Source organism: Streptomyces sp. NPDC088157 (assembly GCF_044741545.1).
Lineage (GTDB): Bacteria > Actinomycetota > Actinomycetes > Streptomycetales > Streptomycetaceae > Streptomyces.
Genome location: NZ_JBIUSU010000006.1, coordinates 225,670 through 247,208 on the forward strand (window position 1 = coordinate 225,670; position 21,539 = coordinate 247,208).

The 21,539-nt window shown below is 70.9% G+C and carries 19 protein-coding genes and 1 pseudogene; 16 read left to right on the forward strand and 4 right to left on the reverse strand.

The annotated features are described in order from the left end of the window. The first annotated feature begins 64 nt into the window (after positions 1 to 64). The 15 genes from ACIPFH_RS24995 (at position 65) to ACIPFH_RS25065 (ending at position 15,078) form a co-directional block, all read left to right on the forward strand. Positions 65 to 1,714, forward strand: a complete 1,650-nt coding sequence (locus tag ACIPFH_RS24995) for an acyl-CoA dehydrogenase family protein (protein ID WP_401829559.1) — start codon at positions 65 to 67, stop codon at positions 1,712 to 1,714. A gap of 311 nt (positions 1,715 to 2,025) precedes the next feature. Continuing rightward, positions 2,026 to 3,306 carry a GAF domain-containing protein gene (locus ACIPFH_RS25000; protein WP_401829562.1) on the forward strand — a complete coding sequence of 427 codons (1,281 nt, stop codon included), beginning with the start codon at positions 2,026 to 2,028 and terminating at the stop codon, positions 3,304 to 3,306. 161 nt (positions 3,307 to 3,467) lie between these two features. Beyond that, entirely contained in the window at positions 3,468 to 4,784 is a 1,317-nt protein-coding gene (locus ACIPFH_RS25005; RefSeq protein WP_401829565.1) for a hypothetical protein, read from the forward strand. A 17-nt stretch (positions 4,785 to 4,801) separates the two neighbouring features. Beyond that, a complete protein-coding gene (locus tag ACIPFH_RS25010) occupies positions 4,802 to 5,374 on the forward strand; it encodes a GNAT family N-acetyltransferase (protein WP_401829567.1) in 573 nt (190 codons plus the stop codon). Positions 5,375 to 5,524: 150 nt separating this feature from the next. Then, a complete protein-coding gene (locus tag ACIPFH_RS25015; protein ID WP_309486338.1) occupies positions 5,525 to 5,608 on the forward strand; it encodes a putative leader peptide in 84 nt (27 codons plus the stop codon). Between the two features lie 177 nt (positions 5,609 to 5,785). After that, positions 5,786 to 7,483, forward strand: coding sequence for a nitrite/sulfite reductase (locus ACIPFH_RS25020; RefSeq protein WP_356249565.1), 1,698 nt, complete (start codon positions 5,786 to 5,788; stop codon positions 7,481 to 7,483). Further along, positions 7,480 to 7,668, forward strand: a complete 189-nt coding sequence (locus ACIPFH_RS25025) for a hypothetical protein (protein WP_351759114.1) — start codon at positions 7,480 to 7,482, stop codon at positions 7,666 to 7,668. The genes ACIPFH_RS25020 and ACIPFH_RS25025 overlap by 4 nt, the downstream gene beginning before the upstream one ends. Beyond that, complete coding sequence (locus ACIPFH_RS25030; RefSeq protein ID WP_401829570.1) at positions 7,665 to 8,375, forward strand: phosphoadenylyl-sulfate reductase; 711 nt, start codon at positions 7,665 to 7,667, stop codon at positions 8,373 to 8,375. The genes ACIPFH_RS25025 and ACIPFH_RS25030 overlap by 4 nt, the downstream gene beginning before the upstream one ends. Positions 8,376 to 8,443: 68 nt before the next feature. Next, positions 8,444 to 8,980, forward strand: a complete 537-nt coding sequence (cysC, locus tag ACIPFH_RS25035) for an adenylyl-sulfate kinase (protein WP_401829573.1) — start codon at positions 8,444 to 8,446, stop codon at positions 8,978 to 8,980. Further along, on the forward strand, positions 8,977 to 9,915 hold the full coding sequence (gene cysD, locus ACIPFH_RS25040) for a sulfate adenylyltransferase subunit CysD (protein ID WP_401829575.1): 939 nt from the start codon (positions 8,977 to 8,979) through the stop codon (positions 9,913 to 9,915). Before cysC ends, cysD begins: the two co-directional genes overlap by 4 nt. Before the next feature lie 2 nt (positions 9,916 to 9,917). Next, positions 9,918 to 11,252: a GTP-binding protein gene (locus ACIPFH_RS25045; protein WP_356249556.1), complete on the forward strand. Its 1,335-nt coding sequence runs from the start codon at positions 9,918 to 9,920 to the stop codon at positions 11,250 to 11,252. A 233-nt stretch (positions 11,253 to 11,485) separates the two neighbouring features. Then, on the forward strand, positions 11,486 to 12,598 hold the full coding sequence (locus ACIPFH_RS25050; RefSeq protein ID WP_356249554.1) for an aliphatic sulfonate ABC transporter substrate-binding protein: 1,113 nt from the start codon (positions 11,486 to 11,488) through the stop codon (positions 12,596 to 12,598). Positions 12,599 to 12,608: 10 nt separating this feature from the next. Next, entirely contained in the window at positions 12,609 to 13,421 is an 813-nt protein-coding gene (locus tag ACIPFH_RS25055; protein WP_401829579.1) for an ABC transporter ATP-binding protein, read from the forward strand. Next, the gene (locus ACIPFH_RS25060) at positions 13,408 to 14,307 is read left to right on the forward strand and encodes an ABC transporter permease (protein ID WP_356249550.1); all 900 of its coding nucleotides are present in this window, start codon (positions 13,408 to 13,410) and stop codon (positions 14,305 to 14,307) included. The genes ACIPFH_RS25055 and ACIPFH_RS25060 overlap by 14 nt, the downstream gene beginning before the upstream one ends. A 6-nt stretch (positions 14,308 to 14,313) precedes the next feature. Further along, entirely contained in the window at positions 14,314 to 15,078 is a 765-nt protein-coding gene (locus ACIPFH_RS25065; RefSeq protein WP_401829580.1) for a sirohydrochlorin chelatase, read from the forward strand. Between the two features lie 211 nt (positions 15,079 to 15,289). Here ACIPFH_RS25065 and ACIPFH_RS25070 read toward each other — a convergent pair whose 3' ends face one another. The 3 genes from ACIPFH_RS25070 to ACIPFH_RS25080 form a co-directional block, all read right to left on the reverse strand. Continuing rightward, positions 15,290 to 15,889 (reverse strand): TIGR03086 family metal-binding protein, encoded by a 600-nt coding sequence (locus ACIPFH_RS25070; protein WP_401829583.1) that lies wholly within the window; start codon positions 15,887 to 15,889, stop codon positions 15,290 to 15,292. A gap of 10 nt (positions 15,890 to 15,899) precedes the next feature. After that, on the reverse strand, positions 15,900 to 16,937 hold the full coding sequence (locus ACIPFH_RS25075; RefSeq protein ID WP_401829585.1) for a ketopantoate reductase family protein: 1,038 nt from the start codon (positions 16,935 to 16,937) through the stop codon (positions 15,900 to 15,902). Positions 16,938 to 16,999: 62 nt separating this feature from the next. Next, entirely contained in the window at positions 17,000 to 17,545 is a 546-nt protein-coding gene (locus ACIPFH_RS25080; protein ID WP_401829586.1) for a DUF1697 domain-containing protein, read from the reverse strand. A gap of 373 nt (positions 17,546 to 17,918) precedes the next feature. On the opposite strand from ACIPFH_RS25080, the gene ACIPFH_RS25085 reads away from it, so the two are divergent. Further along, positions 17,919 to 20,186, forward strand: coding sequence for an MMPL family transporter (locus ACIPFH_RS25085; protein WP_401829588.1), 2,268 nt, complete (start codon positions 17,919 to 17,921; stop codon positions 20,184 to 20,186). A gap of 85 nt (positions 20,187 to 20,271) precedes the next feature. Here the strand turns inward: ACIPFH_RS25085 and mgt are convergent. Next, a pseudogene (gene mgt, locus ACIPFH_RS25090) lies at positions 20,272 to 21,535 on the reverse strand (macrolide-inactivating glycosyltransferase). Positions 21,536 to 21,539: the final 4 nt, after the last annotated feature.

A 21,539-nucleotide genomic window follows, 5' to 3' on the forward strand; every position in this document is an offset into this window, starting at 1 on the left:
TCGGGGAGCGGCACGCGGGCTCCCGGGCGGTCATGACCGTCGTACCCGGGGGTACGTTCGGGCTATGGCAGGCAGCACGCACACCGTGACCAACCAGCCCCCGCCCCTGACCGGGTACGACGTCTACAGCGCCGATCAGGCGCTGGTGGCGGCCGTGGAACGGCAGCTGGATCCGGATCTGCTCGACGAGACGCGCGGCGAGCTGTCGGCGCTCGGCAGGGCGGCCGGGTCGGCGCAGGTGCAGGAGTGGGCCGTGCAGGCCGACGCGAATCCGCCGACACTGCGCACACATGACCGATACGGGCATCGTGTCGACGAGGTCGACTTCCATCCGGCGTGGCACCGGCTGCTCGGCAAGGGGGTCGGGGCCCATCTGACGGATGCCTGGGTGCGGCCGGGCGGCCATGTGCGCCGGGCGGCGGCCTTCCTGGTGTGGACACAGGTGGAGGCGGGCAACTGCTGCCCGTTGTCGATGACCCACGCGGCGGTGCCCGCGCTGCGCGCCGATCCGGGACTGGCGGCCGAGTGGGAGCCCCGCCTGACGTCCACGATCTACGAACGTGAGCTGCGGCCGGCCCGTCTGAAGTCCGGGGTCCTGTTCGGCATGGGCATGACGGAGAAGCAGGGCGGCAGCGACGTACGGGCGAACGCGACGGTCGCCACCCCGCTCGCCGAGGACGGGACGTACGAACTGACCGGCCACAAGTGGTTCTGTTCGGCCCCCATGTCGGACGGTTTCCTGGTGCTCGCGCAGGCGGCTCCCCTCCGGGGCGAAGGCGGGCTCACCTGCTTCCTCGTGCCGCGCGTGCTGGAGGACGGCACTCGCAACGTCTTCCGCCTCCAGCGGCTCAAGGACAAGCTGGGGAACCGGTCCAACGCGTCCGGCGAGGTCGAGTTCGACGGGACGTGGGCCCGCCGGGTCGGTGAGGAGGGGCGCGGGGTGCGCACCATCATCGACATGGTGGCGGCGACCCGGCTGGACTGTGTGCTGGGGTCGGCGGGGCTCATGCGGCAGGCGGTGGCCCAGGCGATCCACCACTGCACCTACCGTGAGGCCTTCGGCGGGAAGCTCGTCGACAAGCCGCTGATGCGCAACGTCCTGGCCGATCTCGCACTGGAGTCGGAGGCGGCGACCACGCTCGCGCTGCGGCTCGCGGCGGCCTGTGACGACGGTGGCGAGCAGGAGCGGGCTCTGTTGAGGATCGCGGTGCCGGCGGCCAAGTACTGGGTGACCAAGCGCTGTGCGCCGGTGACGGTGGAGGCGTCGGAGTGCCTGGGCGGAAACGGGTACGTGGAGGAGTCGGGGATGCCCCGGCTGGTGCGCGAGTCGCCGCTGAACTCGGTCTGGGAGGGCGCGGGCAACGTGCAGGCGCTGGACGTGCTGCGCGCACTGCGGCGGGAGCCGCAGGCGCTGAACGCCTATCTCCAGGAGGTGGGACAGGCGCGCGGTGCCGATCACCGGCTGGACCAGGCGATCAAGGGGCTGCTGACGGAACTGGCCGACCTGGACGGCGCCGAGGGGCGGGCCCGCCGACTGGCGGAGCGGTTCGCTCTGGTGCTTCAGGGGGCGCTGCTCGTGCGATTCGCGCCGCCGGAGGTCGCCGACGCGTTCTGCGCCTCGCGGCTGGGCGGGGACGGGGGCGCGGCCTTCGGGACGCTGCCCCACAGCCTGGACCTGGCGTCGATCGTCGAGCGGGCCGAGCCCCGGTCCTGACCGAGGCCGACCTGCGCGGACAGGAAGCGGGGGTGGTGCTGCGCCGACACGGCACCACCCCCGCCGCAATGGCCCTGCGAGGCCAGAATCGCCGCTCGGGACGACGTGGCTCAAGTTTCAAACACCCTGTGGACGTTCACCAGGGTTGCAGGGGGTTGCAACTTGTCGGTGGTTGTGACCGGACTATGCCCCTCCGTCACCGGCGGACGGCAAGATGGGTGCCTGCAGCAAGACCGGAAACAGTCGGCGCAGGAACTTGACATCCGGTTGTCCGTCGTGTGCTCCCGGGAGGCCCAGTGGTGATGCCACCGATGAACGTGCCGCAGCTCGCCGCCGTCGACGCCGCGCGGGCGGCGCGGGTGCTCAACGAGGTGCGCGACGCCCGGCTGGCAGGTCAGCGGGCGCGCGTCGCCCCGCGCCCGGTGATCGAGCAGTCCTGGGAGCGGATGCTGCGCAGCGGTGTCGACCCCGACCACGATTTCAGGGCCGGGTTGCTCAGCGCCGACGAGGTGCGGCGGCGGCGGGAGGAGTCGCCGTTGCGGGAGGTGCTGCCGGTGCTGCGCGAGGGGCTGCTGTCGGTCGCGGACATCGCCCACCACATCATGGTCGTCGCCGACGCGGAGGGCCGGGTGTTGTGGCGCGAGGGCTGCGGACCCGTCCTGCGCAAGGCCGACGGGCTCGGCTTCGAACTGGGCGCGGACTGGGGCGAGGACGTGGTCGGCACCAACGGCGTGGGCACGCCGGCGGTGGTGCGCCGGCCCGTTCAGGTGTTCGCCGCCGAGCACTTCGTGCGCTCGCACGCGGCCTGGACCTGCGCGGGCGCTCCGATCACCGACCCACGCAACGGCCGGCTGCTCGGTGTGGTCGATGTCAGCGGGCCGCTGGAGACGATGCATCCGGCCACGCTCGCCTGGGTCGACACGGTGGCGAAGCTCGCCGAGTCCAGGCTGCGTGAGCGGCACCTGGGTTCGCTGGAGCGGCTGCGGGCGGTGGCGGCGCCGGTCCTTGCCCGGCTGGGCGGCCGGGCGGCGGTGGTGGACGCGGACGGCTGGACGGCCGCGGTGACCGGGATGGCGTACGCGAGCCGGCTCACGCTGCCCAAGTCGACGTCCCCGGGCCGCCGCCGGCTGCCGGCGCTCGGGCTGTGCTCGATCGAGCCGCTGGCCGGTGGCTGGCTGGTGCGGTCGGTGGACGAGGCCGCCGAGCCGCTGCCGCGCGGCACGACCCGGATCGTGCTGGACGTGAGCCGGCCCCGGCGCTGGTCGGTGACGGTGTCGGGGGGCGCGGGGGCGTGGTCCCACGAACTGAGTCCCCGGCACGCCGAGTTGCTGTACCTGCTGGCGGCGGACCGCGGCGGCCGCAGCGCGGCGGCCCTGGCCGAGGACGTGTTCGGCGACTCGGGCCGTACGGTGACGGTGCGGGCGGAGATGTCCAGGGTGCGGCGGTATCTCGGGGGACTCCTGGAACATCGGCCGTATCGTTTCTGCGAGGAGGCCGAGGTCGAGGTGCTCCTCCCGGCGGACGCGCGGGCCCTGCTGCCGCATTCGAACGCGCCCGCGGTGGTGAGAAACCGGGCGGCGGCACCCCGGTGACCGAAGTTCCCCGAGTCCTTCGGTGGCGTCTTCCGCATATTTGCGGGGTCTTCGCCCCCGACGGCGCCCGACTGCCGTAGCATCCCCCTACGGGTCACCCCACCTGCTCCTCGGTCAACGTACGGATCATCAGGCGCAGTTGGCCCGCCTCGGGAGGGCAAATGAAGCAACGCGGCCGACACCGCCGGCGCAGACGAGGCAGGGCACTACGGGCGTTCCTGTCCGGAACCGCTGTCGCGCTCACCGCTGCCGCCACCATGATCAGCGCCTCCCAGGCGACGGTCACCGACCACGGTCCCGGGGATCTGAAACCGCTCACGGCCTCGGCCGACACCGGAAAACTGCGGCTCACCGAGAACCGGGTACCGCAGGCCTCGCTGAACCGGCTCGCCGCCGGAATGGGCCGTCCCGTCGGCGTCGGCGCGGTGCTCGCCGGGGCCGACCGCAGCCTGCGGGACGCGATCGACTGCACGCCCGCCGAGCGCAGGGCCCTGCCGGTCTCCCCCGCGGCCTCACGCGCGTACTGCTGGAACACGGACGACACCGCGGGCTGGCAGCCGGGCGGGGTCACCACGTCGGGGGACGCGGACGACGACGGCGTCTGGGGCGCGAACCGCGTGATCCTCTCCGGCTGGTCGCGCACCGGCGGCACCGCGGCCGACCGGGGTATGGCCCGGGTCGGCTTCGTGAACGCGGGCGACCTGAACCACCTCTCCTACACCTGGGCGCTGCTCGCCGTCCCGGTCGACGGCGGACGGGACTACCGGGGTCTGGTCTCCCATGTCTCCGGGATGGTCTGGTACCAGGACAAACTGCTGGTCACCGCCGACGACGGGGACCGGACCGGCCTCTATGTGTACGACATGAACCGGATCCAGCGCGCCACCGTCGCCGCCGACGCGGTCGGCCGGGTGCCGGGCGGCTGGTCCGCGAACGGCTATCGCTTCGTGTTGCCCGCCATCGGCTCCTACGAACTGAGCGGCGACTCGGACGCCCCGCACCCCGCGACCGTCTCCCTCGACCGCAGCACCGTGCCGGACAGCCTGGTCGCCGGGGAGTGGACCCTCGACGACGGCGACCGCAGCGCCCGCCTGTGGCGCTACCCCTTCAGCACCGCCCCCGGCCACGAGGGCCTGCTCGCCACCACCGCCACCGGCCGGGTACGGGCCTCGGAGGCGTACAAGACCGAACTGACGGGCGTGCGGGGCGTGCTGTCGTACGGGGCGAAGTGGTACGTGACCCGTGCGGCCGGACCGCGCGACGCCCACGGGACTCTGTGGCGGCAGGACGCCGGCCGGCCGGACGACGAGGCGGACGAGTCCAAGGCCGCCGTGTGCGGCGCCAAGGAGAAGCACGACTGCTGGAGCCCGCAGACGGAGTCGCTTTCCTACTGGGAGGCGACCGGCGAGGTCTGGACGCAGTCGGGACGAACGCTCTTCGCACTGCCGCTGGCCTCGATCGACAGAACAACCGGGTAGATGATTCCCTGGCGGGCATGACCAACATCCCCGTGACCACCTGGTCCCTGGAGCAGACCGATCCGACCGACGCCCTCCCGGCCGCCGCGCCCGAGGGCGACGTCCGGATCGTCCGCTCCGAGGTCCCCTCCCCCGAGTTCAGCCGTTTCCTGTACGCGTCGGTGGGCGGGGACATCCGCTGGATCGACCGGTTGCGCTGGTCGTACGCGCAGTGGGAGGAGCACCTGGCGCGTCCGGGGGTCGAGACCTGGGTCGCCCACGACCGGGGCACCCCGGCCGGGTACGTGGAGCTGGAGCCGCAGGACGACGGGGTCGTGGAGATCGTCTACTTCGGTCTCGTCCCGGCCTTCCGGGGACGGCGCGTCGGCGGCCACCTGCTGTCGTACGGCGCCGCACGCGCGTGGGACCTCGCGGACCGCTGGCCGGGGCTGCCGCAGACCAAGCGAGTGTGGCTGCACACCTGCAGCCTGGACGGCGAGCACGCCATGGACAACTATCAGCGGCGCGGGTTCAAGCTGTTCGACACCAAGGTGGAGGAGCAGCCCGAGGTGTCCGCGCCGGGCCCCTGGCCGGGCGCCTTCCCGGTCTGACCACACGCCCATACCGGCTGTGACCTGCGTCGACAAGAGTCCTCGCGGCTCATGTGATCGACGCCACCCTCGTCTCACATTTCGGGACCAGGGTGTCCGCATCGCGGACGAAGCTGGACTGTGTCCAGATCGCCGTGACACGCTTTCGTCATGTCCGGAACTGGAATTGCCTTGGTGAGTCGGCGGCACGTCGACCTCGGCCGCATGTCCAGCGCCATCTGTCCGGCGAGCTGACGAGCCGCAGCACCGCCGACGTCTCCGCACAGCCTGCTGCCCGCGCGATGACGCGCATGTACTCCCATGCGCCCGCACGCGCAGGTCAGAGCCTCCCGCCCGTCACCCGACCACCACCCCTCGCGGACGGCGCTACGCGCCGACACCTTCCTCCGCTGTCCGAAGGACTGATCAACCATGGCCGCCACCCCGCAGAACCCTGCCGCCGCGACTCCCCGCCGCAAGGTGAGCCGTCACCGCGGTGAGGGCCAGTGGGCCGCGGGGCACTTCACCCCGCTCAACGGCAACGAGCAGTTCAAGAAGGACGACGACGGTCTCAATGTGCGGACACGCATTGAGACGATCTACTCCAAACGCGGCTTCGACTCGATCGACCCCAACGACCTGCGCGGCCGGATGCGCTGGTGGGGCCTCTACACGCAGCGCAAGCCCGGGATCGACGGCGGCAAGACCGCGATCCTGGAGCCGGAGGAGCTCGACGACAAGTACTTCATGCTGCGCGTCCGCATCGACGGCGGCGCACTCACCACCGAGCAGCTGAGGGTGATCGGCGAGATCTCGCAGGAGTTCGCCCGCGGCACCGCCGACCTCACCGACCGGCAGAACGTCCAGTACCACTGGATCCGCATCGAGGACGTGCCCGAGATCTGGAACCGCCTCGAGGCGGTCGGCCTGTCCACCACCGAGGCCTGCGGCGACACTCCCCGGACCATCCTCGGCTCGCCCGTGGCCGGCATCGCCGAGGACGAGATCGTCGACGGCAGCCCGGCCGTCGAGGAGATCAACCGCCGCTTCATCGGCAACAAGGAATTCTCCAACCTGCCGCGCAAGTTCAAGACGGCGATCTCCGGCTCCCCGCTCCTGGACGTCGCCCACGAGATCAACGACGTCGCGTTCGTCGGTGTCGAGCACCCCGAGCACGGCCCCGGCTTCGACCTGTGGGTCGGCGGCGGGCTCTCCACCAACCCGAAGATCGGCGTCCGGCTCGGCGCCTGGGTCCCGCTGGACGAGGTCCCGGAGGTCTGGGCGGGTGTGATCGGCATCTTCCGCGACTACGGCTACCGGCGCCTGCGCACCAGGGCGCGCCTGAAGTTCCTGGTCGCCGACTGGGGGCCGGAGAAGTTCCGCCAGGTCCTGCAGGACGAGTACCTCGAGCGCACGCTCTCCGACGGCCCGGCGCCCGCCGCCCCCGTCGAGCGCTGGCGCGACCACGTCGGTGTGCACCGCCAGCGGGACGGCCGTTTCTACGTCGGCTTCGCCCCGCGCGTCGGCCGCGTGGACGGCGCCACCCTGACGAAGATCGCGGAGCTCGCCGAGGCGCACGGCTCGGGCCGGGTGCGGACCACCGTCGAGCAGAAGATGATCGTCCTCGACGTCGAGGAAGCACAGGTCGCGTCGCTGGTCGAGGCGCTGGAGGCGCTGGACCTGACCGCCAGGCCCTCCGCGTTCCGGCGCGGCACCATGGCCTGCACCGGCATCGAGTACTGCAAGCTCGCCATCGTCGAGACCAAGCAGCGCGGCTCCGCCCTGATCGACGAACTGGAGCGCCGCCTCCCCGAGTTCGACGAGCCGCTCACCATCAACATCAACGGCTGCCCGAACGCCTGCGCCCGTATCCAGGTCGCGGACATCGGTCTCAAGGGCCAGCTGGTCCTCAACGACCGGGGCGAGCAGGTCGAGGGCTTCCAGGTGCACCTGGGCGGCGCGCTCGGACTGGAGGCCGCCTTCGGCCGCAAGGTCCGTGGCCTGAAGGTCACTTCGGAGGAGCTGCCGGACTACGTCGAGCGCGTCCTGAAGCGGTTCCAGGACGAGCGCGAGGACGGCGAGCGGTTCGCCACCTGGGCCACGCGTGCCAGTGAGGAGGCCCTCTCATGAGCGAGCGGGCCGCCCCCTTCTACTGCCCCTACTGCGGCGACGAGGACCTGCGTCCGAGCGAAGCCGCCGAAGGCGTTCACGGCGCCTGGGAATGCGCGGCGTGCAACCGCGCATTCCAGCTGAAGTTCCTCGGGCTGCTCGCCCGGGGCGTTCAGCGAACCGACCCGGGAGGGGACCGGATATGACGACGATCCAGGAAGGCCGTACGACCGACGAGTTGAAGGCGTTGGCCGAACAGGCCGGCCGCGACCTGGAGGAAGCCTCCGCGCTGGAGATCCTCCAGTGGGCGGTGGACACCTTCGGCGAGCAGTTCTGCGTGACGTCCTCCATGGAGGACGCCGTGGTCGCCCACCTGGCGTCCCGCGTCCTGAAGGGCGTGGACGTGGTGTTCCTCGACACCGGCTACCACTTCCCCGAGACCATCGGCACCCGGGACGCGGTCGAGGCCGTGATGGACGTCAACGTCATCACGCTCACCCCGCGCCAGACGGTCGCCGAGCAGGACGCCGAGTACGGGCCGAAGCTGCACGACCGCGACCCGGACCTGTGCTGCAAGTTGCGCAAGGTGCGGCCGTTGGAAGAGGGGCTCAAGGGCTATCGCGCCTGGGCCACCGGCCTGCGGCGCGACGAGTCCCCGACCCGCGCGAACACACCGGTCGTCGGCTGGGACGAGAAGCGGCAGAAGGTCAAGATCTCGCCCATCGCCCGCTGGACCCAGGACGACGTCGACACGTACGTCACCGAGCACGGCGTCCTGTCCAACCCCCTGCTGATGGACGGTTACGCCTCCGTCGGCTGCGCCCCGTGCACCCGCCGTGTCCTCGAGGGCGAGGACGCACGCGCCGGCCGCTGGGCAGGGCGCGCGAAGACCGAGTGCGGGCTGCACGGCTGACCACGATGACCGCGACCTCGCCCGACACCCCCACGCCCACCCCCACTTCTACGAACCGGGAGAACCACGTGACGACCGGAGCCACCGTCTGGCTCACGGGTCTGCCGAGCGCCGGCAAGACCACCATCGCGTACGAGCTGGCCGGCCGGCTGCGCGAGGAGGGCCACCGCGTCGAGGTGCTCGACGGCGACGAGATCCGTGAGTTCATCTCCGCGGGCCTCGGTTTCGGCCGCGAGGACCGGCACACCAACGTGCAGCGCATCGGTTTCCTGGCCGAGCTGCTCGCCCGCAACGGCGTCAAGGCCCTCGTCCCGGTGATCGCGCCCTACGCCGACAGCCGTGAGGCGGTGCGCAAGCGCCATCAGGAGAGCGGAACCGCTTACCTGGAGGTACACGTGGCCACCCCGGTCGAGGTGTGCTCGGTCCGTGACGTGAAGGGTCTGTACGCCAAGCAGGCGGCGGGCGAGCTGACCGGCCTCACCGGGATCGACGACCCGTACGAGGTCCCCGAGACGCCCGATCTGCGGATCGAGTCCCAGGACCAGACCGTGCAGGAGTCCGCCGCCTCGGTGTACGCCCTGCTCACCGAGAGGGGACTGGCATGACGACGACCGTCGCCAAGGCCGAGGAGGGCACGGCCGGCCCGTACGCCCTCAGCCACCTGGACTCCCTGGAGTCCGAGGCGGTGCACATCTTCCGCGAGGTGGCGGGCGAGTTCGAGAACCCGGTGATCCTGTTCTCCGGCGGCAAGGACTCCATCGTCATGCTGCACCTGGCCCTGAAGGCGTTCGCGCCGGCCCCGGTCCCGTTCTCGCTCCTGCACGTCGACACCGGACACAACTTCCCCGAGGTCCTCGAGTACCGCGACCGGGTCGTCGACGCGCACGGGCTGCGCCTCCACGTGGCCTCCGTCCAGGACTACATCGACCGCGGTGTGCTGCGCGAACGCCCCGACGGGACGCGCAACCCGCTGCAGACGCTTCCGCTGACGGAGAGGATCCAGTCCGGGAAGTTCGACGCCGTCTTCGGCGGCGGACGCCGCGACGAGGAGAAGGCCCGCGCCAAGGAAAGGGTGTTCTCGCTGCGTGACGAGTTCTCCCAGTGGGACCCCCGACGCCAGCGCCCGGAGCTGTGGAACCTCTACAACGGCCGCCACGCCCCCGGTGAGCACGTCCGCGTGTTCCCGCTGTCCAACTGGACCGAACTCGACGTCTGGCAGTACATCGCCCGCGAGGGCATCGAGCTGCCCCAGATCTACTTCGCGCACGACCGGGAGGTCTTCCGGCGCGGTGGGATGTGGCTGACCGCCGGTGAGTGGGGCGGGCCCAAGGACGGCGAGACGGTCGAGAAGCGCCTCGTGCGCTACCGGACCGTCGGTGACATGTCCTGCACGGGCGCCGTCGACTCCGACGCGGTGTCGCTCGACGACGTCATCGCCGAGATCGCCGCCTCCCGGCTCACCGAGCGCGGCGCCACCCGCGCCGACGACCGGATGTCCGAGGCCGCGATGGAAGACCGCAAGCGCGAGGGGTACTTCTAAGCATGAGCACGATCACCTCCGAGGAACTCTCGGCCACGACCCTGCTGCGGTTCGCCACCGCCGGTTCCGTCGACGACGGCAAGTCCACGCTCGTGGGCCGGCTCCTGCACGACTCCAAGTCGATCCTCAGCGATCAGCTGGAGGCCGTCGAGCGTGCCTCGGCCAGCCGCGGCCAGGAAGCCCCCGACCTGGCGCTCCTCACCGACGGCCTGCGCGCCGAGCGCGAGCAGGGCATCACCATCGACGTCGCCTACCGCTACTTCGCCACGCCCCGGCGCCGGTTCATCCTCGCCGACACCCCCGGCCATGTGCAGTACACCCGCAACATGGTGACGGGTGCCTCCACGGCCGAGCTGACGGTGATCCTGGTCGACGCCCGCAACGGAGTCGTGGAACAGACCCGCAGGCACGCGGCGATCGCGGCCCTGCTGCGGGTCCCGCACGTCGTCCTCGCCGTCAACAAGATGGACCTCGTCGAGTACCGGGAATCCGTCTTCGCGGCGATCGCCGAGGAGTTCACGGCGTACGCGAGCGAGCTGGGTGTTCCCGAGGTCACCGCGATCCCGATCTCGGCGCTCGCCGGGGACAACGTGGTGGATCCGTCGGCGAACATGGACTGGTACGGCGGGCCGACCTTCCTGGAGCACCTGGAGACGGTTCCGGTCAGTCACGACCTGGCGCACTGCCACGCGCGGCTGCCCGTGCAGTACGTGATCCGTCCGCAGACCGCCGAGCACCCGGACTACCGGGGATACGCGGGCCAGATCGCGGCCGGCACGTTCCACGTGGGCGAGGCGGTGACGGTCCTGCCCTCCGGCCGCACGTCGACGATCTCCGGCATCGACCTGCTGGGCGCGCCGGTGGACGCGGCGTGGACGACCCAGTCGGTGACCGTGCTGCTCACGGACGACATCGACATCTCGCGCGGCGATCTGATCGTGCCGACCAAGGACGCGCCGGCCACGACGCAGGACGTGGAGGCGACCGTCTGCCACGTGGCCGACCAGCCGCTGACCGTCGGACACCGGGTGCTGATCAAACACGGCACCCGCACGGTCAAGGCGATCGTCAAGGACATCCCGTCCCGTCTCACGCTCGACGACCTGTCCCTGCACCCGCACCCGGGGCAGCTCGTCGCCAACGACATCGGCCGCGTGAAGATCCGCACCGCGCAACCGCTGCCGGTGGATTCCTACGCCGACTCCCGCCGCACCGGCTCGTTCATCCTGATCGACCCGGCCGACGGCACGACGCTCACCGCGGGCATGGTCGGCGAGTCGTTCGCGTCGCCGGAGCCGGTCAAGGACGAGTCCGACGACGACGGTTGGGACTTCTGAACATGACCACCAACGACTTCTACTCGACGTTCGCGAAGGAGGGCGGCCGTGTCGGCAGCGGCGCCCTCGGCAGCGGGCAGGGCGGAGTGGCGCGATGTGCGCTCTGACGTACGCGCACTGCCTGCGCGCCCCGTCCCCCCACCCGACGTCGCGGAAACGACGAAGACCCTTTGCCGATTTCCCGGCCACGACCTGAAACCGTGACCGCCGGGCCAACGAGAGGAACCCCTCCCGTGCCTGCCAGCCGCTCAACCCTCCTTCGCCGCGGCATCGCCGTGGTCGCCGCACTGCCGCTGCTGACGCTCGCCGCCTGCGGTTACGGGTCCGAGTCCAAGGACGACAACGCCAACGAGAAGGTCGCCGCCGGATCGCAGAAGATCGACGGGCTCGACACCGTCAAGATCGGCTACTTCGGCAACCTGACGCACGCGACCGCACTGGTCGGCCGTCAGCAGGGCATCTTCCAGAAGGCGCTGGGCGCCACCAAGGCCTCGTACGCGACCTTCAACGCGGGCCCGTCCGAGATCGAGGCGCTGAACGCCGGTTCCATCGACATCGGCTGGATCGGCCCCTCCCCGGCCATCAACGGCTACACCAAGTCCGACGGCAAGAGCCTGCGCATCATCGGCGGTTCGGCGTCCGGCGGCGTGAAGCTCGTCGTCAACCCGGACAAGGTCAAGTCCGTCAAGGACGTCAAGGGCAAGAAGATCGCGACGCCCCAGCTCGGCAACACGCAGGACGTGGCGTTCCTGAACTGGATCGCCGAGCAGGGCTGGAAGGTCGACGCCCAGAGCGGCAAGGGCGACGTCACCGTTGTCCGCAGCGACAACAAGGTGACCCCGGACGCCTTCAAGGCCGGTTCGATCGACGGCGCCTGGGTGCCGGAGCCGACCGCGTCCAAGCTGGTCGCCGAGGGCGGCAAGGTGCTGCTCGACGAGGCGTCGCTGTGGCCCGACAAGAAGTTCGTGATCACGAACATCATCGTGTCGCAGAAGTTCCTCACGGAGCACCCGAAGGTCGTCGAGGCCGTGCTGAAGGGCTCGGTCGACTCCAACAAGTGGATCAACGCCAACCCGGCGGAGGCGAAGGCCGCGGCGAACAAGCAGCTGGAGGCCGACTCCGGCAAGGCGCTGCCGACGAACGTCCTGGACCCGGCGTGGACGTCGATCCAGTTCATCAACGACCCACTGGCCTCCACCCTCAACGCCGAGGCGGAGCACGCGGTCAAGGCCGGCCTGCTGGAGAAGCCCGACCTCAAGGGCATCTACGACCTGAGCATCCTCAACAAGGTCCTCAAGGCCGAGGGCGAGTCCACGGTCGACGACGCCGGTCTCGGCGCCAGCTGATCGCAGTCCGATGAGTTCCCAGGAGGTGACGACCATGGCCACGACCTTCGCCAAGGCCGCCGAGTCCGCGGAGTCCGTGGAGTACGCGGCCCGGCTTGAGCACGTCTCGAAGTCCTTCGCGGGACCCGGTGGGCAGCAGCTCGTCCTGGACGACATCACTCTCGATGTCGCTCCCGGCGAGTTCGTCACCCTCCTGGGGGCTTCGGGCTGCGGCAAGTCCACTCTGCTCAACCTGGTGGCGGGGCTCGACGAGCCCACCGCCGGCTCCATCACGACGGACGGCCGCCCGGCGCTGATGTTCCAGGAGCACGCCCTCTTCCCGTGGCTGACCGCGGGCAAGAACATCGAACTGGCCCTGAAGCTCCGGGGGGTCCCGAAGCCCGAGCGGCGCGGGAAGGCCGAGGAACTGCTCGAGCTGGTCCGGCTGAAGGGCGCGTACGGGAAGCGGGTCCACGAGCTCTCCGGCGGTATGCGGCAGCGCGTGGCGTTGGCCCGCGCGCTGGCGCAGGAGAGCAACATCCTGCTGATGGACGAGCCGTTCGCGGCGCTGGACGCCATCACGCGGGATGTGCTGCACGACGAGCTGACCCGGATCTGGGCGGAGACGGGACTGTCCGTCCTCTTCGTCACGCACAACGTGCGCGAGGCGGTGCGGCTCGCGCAGCGGGTCGTCCTGCTGTCCTCGCGGCCCGGCCGGGTGGCGCGGGAGTGGACGGTCGACATCCCGCAGCCGCGCCGGATCGAGGACGCCCCGGTGGCGGAACTGTCCATCGAGATCACCGAAGTCCTGCGTGGGGAGATCCGCCGTCATGGCCAGCACTGAGACGAAGACGACGGTGACGAAGCCGGTCACCACCGAGCTCGCCGGTGTGGAGGCGGGTCTCGACGCGCTGGACGTGGTGGCGCCCGCCGTCCGCACGCCCTTTCGGCGGACCTTCGTCGACAAGATCCTGCCGCCGATCCTGGCGACGGTGCTGCTGCTGATCGTCTGGCAGATCACCTTCAAGGTCGTCGACGACCCGACCAAGCTGGTCTCGCCCGTGGACGTCTGGCGGACGCTCCAGGACGCCTGGCTCGAGGGCAAGCTGCTCGGTTACATCTGGACCAGCGTCTCGCGCGGTCTGCTCGGCTTCCTCTTCGCCCTGGCCATCGGCACCCCGCTGGGTCTGCTGGTGGCGCGGGTGAAGTTCGTGCGGGCGGCGATCGGTCCGATCCTGTCAGGTCTGCAGTCGCTGCCGTCGGTGGCGTGGGTGCCGCCGGCCGTGCTGTGGCTGGGCCTGAACAACTCGATGATGTACGCGGTGATCCTGCTCGGCGCGGTGCCGTCCATCGCCAACGGGCTGGTGTCCGGTGTCGACCAGGTGCCGCCGCTGTTCCTGCGGGCGGGTCGCACGATGGGTGCGACGGGTCTGAAGGGAACCGTGTACATCACACTGCCGGCCGCGTTGCCGGGCTATGTGGCGGGGCTGAAGCAGGGCTGGGCGTTCTCGTGGCGTTCGCTGATGGCGGCGGAGATCATCGCGTCCTTCCCGGACCTCGGCGTCGGCCTCGGTCAGTTGCTGGAGAACGGGCGCAACGCCAGTGACATGTCGATGGTGTTCGAGGCGATCCTGCTCATCCTGTTCGTCGGCATCGCCATCGACCTGCTGATCTTCAGTCCGCTGGAGCGGTGGGTGCTGCGCAGCCGCGGCCTGCTGGTGAAGAGCTGAAGTCCCATGCACAGGAAGCCGGTTCAACCACCCGTTCTCGTCGTGGTCGCCCACGGCAGTCGTGACCCGCGGCACGCGGCGACCGTCCACGCCCTGGTGCGGCGGGTGCGGTCGTCGCGGCCGGGGCTGCGGGTGGAGACCGGTTTCCTGGACTTCAACATCCCGTCCGTGCACGGGGTGCTGGAGTCGTTGGCGGCGGAGGGCGTCCGTGACGTCGTGGCGCTGCCGCTGCTGCTGACCCGCGCGTTCCATGCGAAGGCGGACATCCCGGCGGTCCTGCGGGACGCTCCGGCGCGACTGCGGATCAGACAGGCCGAGGTGCTCGGCCCGTCGCCGCTGCTGCTCTCCGTCCTCGAACGGCGGTTGTACGAGGCGGGGTTGACGCCCGCCGACAAGTCCTCGACCGGGGTCGTGCTGGCCTCGGCGGGGTCCACGGACCCGGAGGCGATCGCAGTGATCGCAGAAATCGCGCGGGAGTGGCGGCGCACCGGTTGGTGTGCCGTGCGGCCTGCGTTCGCCTCCGGCAGTTCTCCCTCGGGGTTCCCGCGCACCGGGGACGCGGTCCGTGAGCTGCGGGCGCTGGGGTGCTCCCGGGTGGCCGTGGCACCGTACGTCCTGGCCCCCGGTTTCCTGCCGGACCGCATCGCGCGCGGCGCGGCCGGGGCGGATGTCCTGGCCGATGTGCTGGGTCCTGCCCCGGAGGTGGCCCGGGTGCTGCTGCAACGCTACGACGCGGCACGAACCCCGGCGCTGGCGGCCGTCGGCGCCTGATCCACCCGGACGCCCTCGGTCACCGCGAGGCCGCCCGCAGGCCGGGGCCGATCCCCCGAACACCCCAGACCGTCCCCGACCACGACGCCCGGTCCCCCGACCACGACGGACCGACGGACGCTCCCGGGCCACCGCGGGGCCGCCCGCCGGCCACGGCGTCGGCACGCGAGTGACGGCTGACGGCTGACGGCTGACGGCACGAGGGAGTCGTTCAGTGGTCCGCGCGGGCCGCGCCCTGGCGTGGATCGCGCCCGCTCGCGCCCAGCGCCCGTTCGAACACCGGCGCGTCCTGCGCCACCGGCACCACCGCCGCGAAGCCCTCGTACTGGCGGTAGAGGTCGCCGTGCCGTTCGACGACGTCGAGGACGAACCGGGCGGCGTCGTCCGAGATGCGGAACTCCTGGCCGGTGGCGACCGCGACGTCCCACCCGTGCACCGCCATCTCCTTGACGATCATCGAGGCCAGCTCGGCGGCGGGCATCGCGGCCATGCCCAGGTCGACCTCCCCCTCCCACACGGCCGGCTCCTCCCAGCCCGCGACCGCGCGCTCCAGCTGGTCGGCGTACGCCTTCGCCCACTGCGGGTCGGCGGTGAAGTCGCGGGCGACCAGGTCGTCGGGGAGCTGCTTGCGCAGGGCGCGGTGCTCGAGGCCGTGGGAGGTGTAGAGGACCCAGTGGTGGACCAGGGCGCGGACGTCCCAGCCGGGGCAGTGCGTCGGGTCGCTCAACCGTGCCGCCGGAACAGCGCGGGCGATCCGCGAGGCCTCGGCGGCGCATTCGGACAGGTACCGGTGCGTCTCTTCGTACTTCATGCCTGCCACGCTAGGCAGCGGGGCCTCGGGGCTCTTGAACAAACGCGACAGCTTCGTCGGCCAGGCGGATCAGCTCCGGCAGGGGCAGGGACCCGGGGGCCCTCCGCTCCCGGGCGAACTCGTTGGCGAGCCGTTGCAGCAGCTCGTTCAGCGGGGTCGGCACGCCGTGCAGACGCCCGAGGAGCACGATCTCGCCGTTGAGGTGGTCGGCCTCGATGGTGCCGGCGCCACGGCTGAGGGACTGCCAGGAGGAGCCGCCGCCGCGCGGGACGCCGTCGAGCGGGACCAGGGTGACCTTGTCGCCGCGCAGGGCCCGCTGTTCCTCCTCGCTCACCCAGACGATCCCGGCGGCGTGCAGCACTGCCTCGCCCTCGGCCCGCACTCTCGCGTACAGCGCCTCCGCCCCGGGGTCCCCCACCGGACCGCTCACCGCTTCCAGGGCGTTCCCCAGGTTGGCCAGCAGCTTCGCGTACTGCCAACGGGAGACGTCGGGTACGACCGGTGCCTCGAAGTACGCCTTCTCCAGGTCGGCGGCGACACGGCGGGCCGTGTCGTCGGTGCCGTGCGGGTACCGGCCGAGGTGCAGGATGCCGGTGAGCGGGGTGCCGGCGGCGGAGACGACGCCGGGTTCGACGTGGGTGGCGGGCAGCCAGACGCAGACGCCGTAGACGTGCCGGAAGCGGCGCAGGGCGAGGCGCGGGCTCTCCACGCCGTTCTGCGCACAGACCAGGGGGAGCCTCTCGGCAGCCGTGCCGCCGCCCTCGACCGGGGCCGGGCCCCACGCCCGGAGTGCCGCTTCGGTGTCCTGGGTTTTCACAGCCAGAACGAGGACGTCGTCGGCGCGCAGGGTGCCGAGCCCGTCCGGTCCGTCGACGACGGGCAGTCGGTACGTCGGCTCGCCCTGCGGAACCCTGAGCCGTAGCCCGCCCTCCGCGAGTGCCGCCCGGTGCGCGCCGCGCGCGACGAGCACGACCTCCTGCCCGGCCTCCGCCAGTCGTCCGCCGACCGTGCCGCCGACCGCCCCTGCCCCGATGATGACGTAACGCATGGGACGAGCCTCGCACACTCGTGTGACCCACCGTCAGGGGCCCGGGAAGGGATCCGCTTCTGTCATTCCGTCATCTCCACCAGTTTGACCACGGTGTTCCAGTTCCGGGTGGTGGCGATGAGCCCCTTGGTCAGGCGGGGCCTGGACAGTTGCTCGGCGAGCTTGGACCGGCCGAGGCCCTCGGGGGCGTACAGATAGAGGGTGCGGTCGCCGAGGCGGAACTCCTCGGGGAGGTGGGCGGCCCGGTCGATCCCGGCGTAGCGCTCCTCGTCGACGGAGGTGGAGAAGTACGTGACGTGGAGCTGCTTGGCCTCCAGCTCGGCGGCCGGGAACGGACAGGTGTCGGCGACCGCCTTCAGATAGGCGTGGTCGCGCACGATCACGCCGACGGCGAAGCCGAACTGTTTCTCGATGGCCGCCGTGAGTCCGGCCGCGAGGCTCTCCTCGTCCCCGTGTCCGCAGGAGAAGACGGCCTGGCCGCTCTGGAGGTAGGTGCGGACGTCTCCGAGGCCGAGCCCTTCCAGCAGGGTGCGGAGCTCGGCCATCGGGACCTTCCTGCTACCGCCCACGTTGATGCCGCGCAGCAGTGCCGCGTACGTCGTCGTCATCCGCTCAGCTTAGGGCGGCCGTCGTGCCCCGTGGGGGTGGGCGCGACGGCCGCGGCCGGGGTGGCGGGTCTGGCGAAACTCTGGCCGATCGGCGGGGTGCGGAGCAACAGCTGCCGGACATCTCCACAGGCCCGTGACGTGATCAACAAACTCCCGTAACGACCGGCACCCTGATCGTCGTCCCCGAGATCCCCGGATAGATGTAAGGGGCCTGTGTCCTCCCCAGCGGTGAGAGGGCGCGGTCCGACGGGAGGACTCGAGCGCCCGGCACCTCACCGGACAGCACGAGGAGATGGCTTTATCCGACGCATACCTTCGAATCGGAAGGTGGCGGCAGGGGGCCTCCACCGCAGCAGAAGAGGGCAGGCCCGTCATGGGGAACGGAGATATACGGGTGCGGGGCATCGCCGCGCGGGCCGGCGGCTGGAGCGCCCGGCACCGATGGGCCGCTGTGGGCATCTGGGTGCTGTTCGTCGTCCTGGCCATGGGGATCGGTTCGGCGGCGGGCACGGTCGAGGTCAAGGAGAGCGACCAGCTCGGGGGCGAGACCCATACGGCGGCCAAGATCATCGAGGACGCCGGCATCGACGAGCCGGCCAGTGAGACCGTCCTCGTCCAGTCGAAGGACGGCTCGCTCAAGGCAACGGACGCGCAGTTCAGGGCCGCCGTCACCGCGGTCGTCGCGGCTGTCGACAAGACCGGCAAGGTCACCGACGTGACCTCGCCGTACGACACGGACACCATCTCCGAGGACGGTCGCAGCGCGCTCGTGCAGTTCGACATGCGCGGCGACTCCGACACGGCGGGCGAGCGGGTCGAGCCGGTTCTCGAGGCCGTCGCGGGCGTCCAGAAGGACCACTCCTCGCTGCGGATCGAGGAGATCGGCGGCGCCAGCATGATGAAGACGTTCGACGACGCGTTCGGCGACGACTTCCAGCAGGCGGAGTACTCCGCCGTTCCGGTGGCCCTGGGCATCCTGCTGATCGCCTTCGGGGCGCTGGTGGCGGCGCTGCTGCCGGTGGCCCTCGCGGTCACGGCGATCATGGCGACGATGGGTCTGATGAGCATCGTCAGCCACTTCCAGCCGATGGACGACACCGCGAGCTCCGTGATGCTGCTGGTCGGTCTGGCGGTGGGCGTCGACTACTGCCTGTTCTATCTGCGCCGGGAGCGCGAGGAGCGGGCCGCGGGCCGTGATCCGGAAACCGCTCTGCGGATCGCCGCGGCGACCAGCGGCCGTGCCGTGATCGTGTCCGGTGTCACCGTGTGCGTGGCCATGGGGGGCATGCTGTTCACCGGGCTCGCCACGTTCGAGGCGATGGGTCTGGCCTCCCTGATGGTGGTCGCGGTCGCCATGGTCGGTTCGGTGACCGTGCTGCCCGCGCTGCTGTCGCTGCTCGGCCATCGGGTGGAGAAGGGCCGGATCCCGTTCCTGCACCCCGACAAGCGCCGCGGGAACGGCAACGGCGGCCGCGCCGCCGAGGGCAGCCGGTTCTGGAGCGCCGTGCTGAAGGTCGTCCTCGCCAGGCCCGGCGTCTCCCTGGTCGTGGCGGCCGGCGTGCTGCTCGCGATCGCCGCTCCGGCGGTCGGCATGAAGACGCAGAACCTCACCCTGGACCAGGAGTTCGGCGACTCGCTGCCCATCGTGCAGACCTACAACCGGGTCAACGACGCCTTCCCGGGCGGCTCCGAGCCGGCCGAGGTGATCGTCAAGGCGGCCGACATCAACTCCACCGAGGTGAAGACGGCGCTGGCGGAATTCAAGGAGCGGGCGGTCGCTTCGGGCGCCTCGCGCGGCCCGGTCGAGATCAAGCTGCACGACGCGCAGAACATCGCGTACGTGTACGTACCGCTGGTCGGCGGGTCCGACCTGGACAAGGCGGGCGCGAGCCTGGACAAGCTGCGTGACGAGGTGCGGCCCGCGACGCTCGGCAAGGTCGACGGCGTGCAGGCGCCGATCACCGGACAGGTGGCCGGCTCGAAGGACTTCAACGACCAGCTGGCCGGGGCCGTCGCTCCCGTCTTCGCCTTCGTCGTGGTCTTCGCCTTCCTGCTGATGCTGCTGTCGTTCCGCTCGCTGACGGTCGCGATCACCTCGATCGTGCTCAACCTGCTGTCGGTGGGCGCCGCCTACGGCATCCTGGTCGCCGTCTTCCAGCACGGCTGGGGCGCTTCGCTGGTGGGTGCGGAGGGCGTCGGCGCCATCATCACCTGGCTGCCGCTGTTCCTCTTCGTGATCCTGTTCGGCCTGTCGATGGACTACCACGTGTTCGTCGTCTCGCGGATCCGCGAGGCGCGGTTGCGGGGCCGTACGACGAACGAGGCCATCAAGCACGGTGTGGTCACCACGGCCGGTGTGGTCACCAGCGCCGCCGTCATCATGGTCGCCGTGTTCGCGATCTTCGGAACGCTGTCCATGCAGTCCATGAAGCAGATGGGCGTGGGTCTGGCGGCCGCGGTGCTGATCGACGCGACGATCATCCGGGGCGTGCTGCTCCCGGCCGTGATGGCGCTGCTCGGCGAGCGCAACTGGTACCTGCCGAAGTGGCTGCGCTGGCTGCCCGACCTCACGCACGACGAGTCGCCGGAGGCGGTCTCGCCGGTGACCCGGGACGACGAGGGCGAGCCGCTGAAGGTCTGACGCCGATCGAGGCCCGTTGAAACCAACTGGACCGAGGGCCCGTTGACCTCCCGGGGGAGTCAACGGGCCCTCACCCGTGCCGGGTTCACGCGTGGGATCGGCCCCGGTCGCGCATCAGCCCGGCCTCGACGAGGTCCGCCGCCCGCCCGGTGCCGCCCTCGTCCGCCATCTCCGCCTGGATCCCCTTCAGTCGACGGGCGACCTCCGGGTCGTCGACGAGCGCGAGGGCGGCCTCCCGCAGGGCCTCGGCCGTCGCGTCGGCGGTGGGAACGTGCCGGGCCACCCCGAGTCCCTGGAGCATGTCCGCGTTGCCGAACTGGTCGACGGCCTGCGGTACGGCGATCATCGGCGTGGCCGTGGCCAGCCCCTCCTGGCTGCCGCCCGCGCCGGCGTGCGTGACGAACAGGTCGGCCTGCCTCAGAATCGCCAACTGCGGTACCCAGGAACGGACTTCGACGTTGCCGGGTACGGCGCCCAGCGCGGCGGGGTCGACATGCCTGCCGATCTGGAGCACGAGGTGCCAGCCGGGCAGCTCGCCGAAGGCCCGCACGCACTCCCGGTAGAAGTCCGGCTGGTCGGTGAAGGTCGAGCCGAGCGAGACGAGTACGACCTTCTCCGCGGACGCGGGCCGGATCCACTCGCCGTCGGCGGCACGGTCGCCCTGGCAGGCGCCGACGAACGTGTACACGCGCTCGTCGACCCGGTCCGCGTGGGGCTGCAGCGCCCTGGGGATCAGCACGAGGGAGCGGGCCGGGCGACCGGCGAAGGAATCGGGGTGCTCGGTGATCCCGTTCTCCTCCAGCCAGGCGTGGAAGCGCGCGTAGTAGGCCTTTCCGCGCTCCGTCCGCCTCGGCTCCGCCCACATCGGTTCGGCGACCTCCTCCTCGTAGCCCTCCCAGGCCACGAGGTTGGGCGAGAGGGAGATCGCCGGGACCCCCCAGCGGTGGGCGAGGACGCGGGCCGGGTAGGCGGTGATGTCGTGCAGCACCAGGTCCGGCTCGTCCCCTTCGTAGGCCTCGATCAGCTGGGGCAGCGCCTGGATCGCGTCGGCCAGGAAGGGCTCCACGTTGTCGAGGAGGGTGCTCCCCCAGGCGGAGGGGTCGTCGTCGGGTGAGGGCAGCGTCGAGTTCCACGGCTTGACCTCGGCGCCGGTGGCGGCGACCTTCTCCGCGAAGACGGGCGGAATCGCGTACGTCACCCGGTGCCCGCGCGCCACCAGCTCGCGGATCACCTCGAGGCTCGGGTTCACGTGCCCGTGTGCGGCGATGGAGAACATGGCGATGTGTGCGGGGCGACTGGTCATGACATCGACCGTAGGCGAGACGATACGTCTCGTGCAACCGCAATATCGCG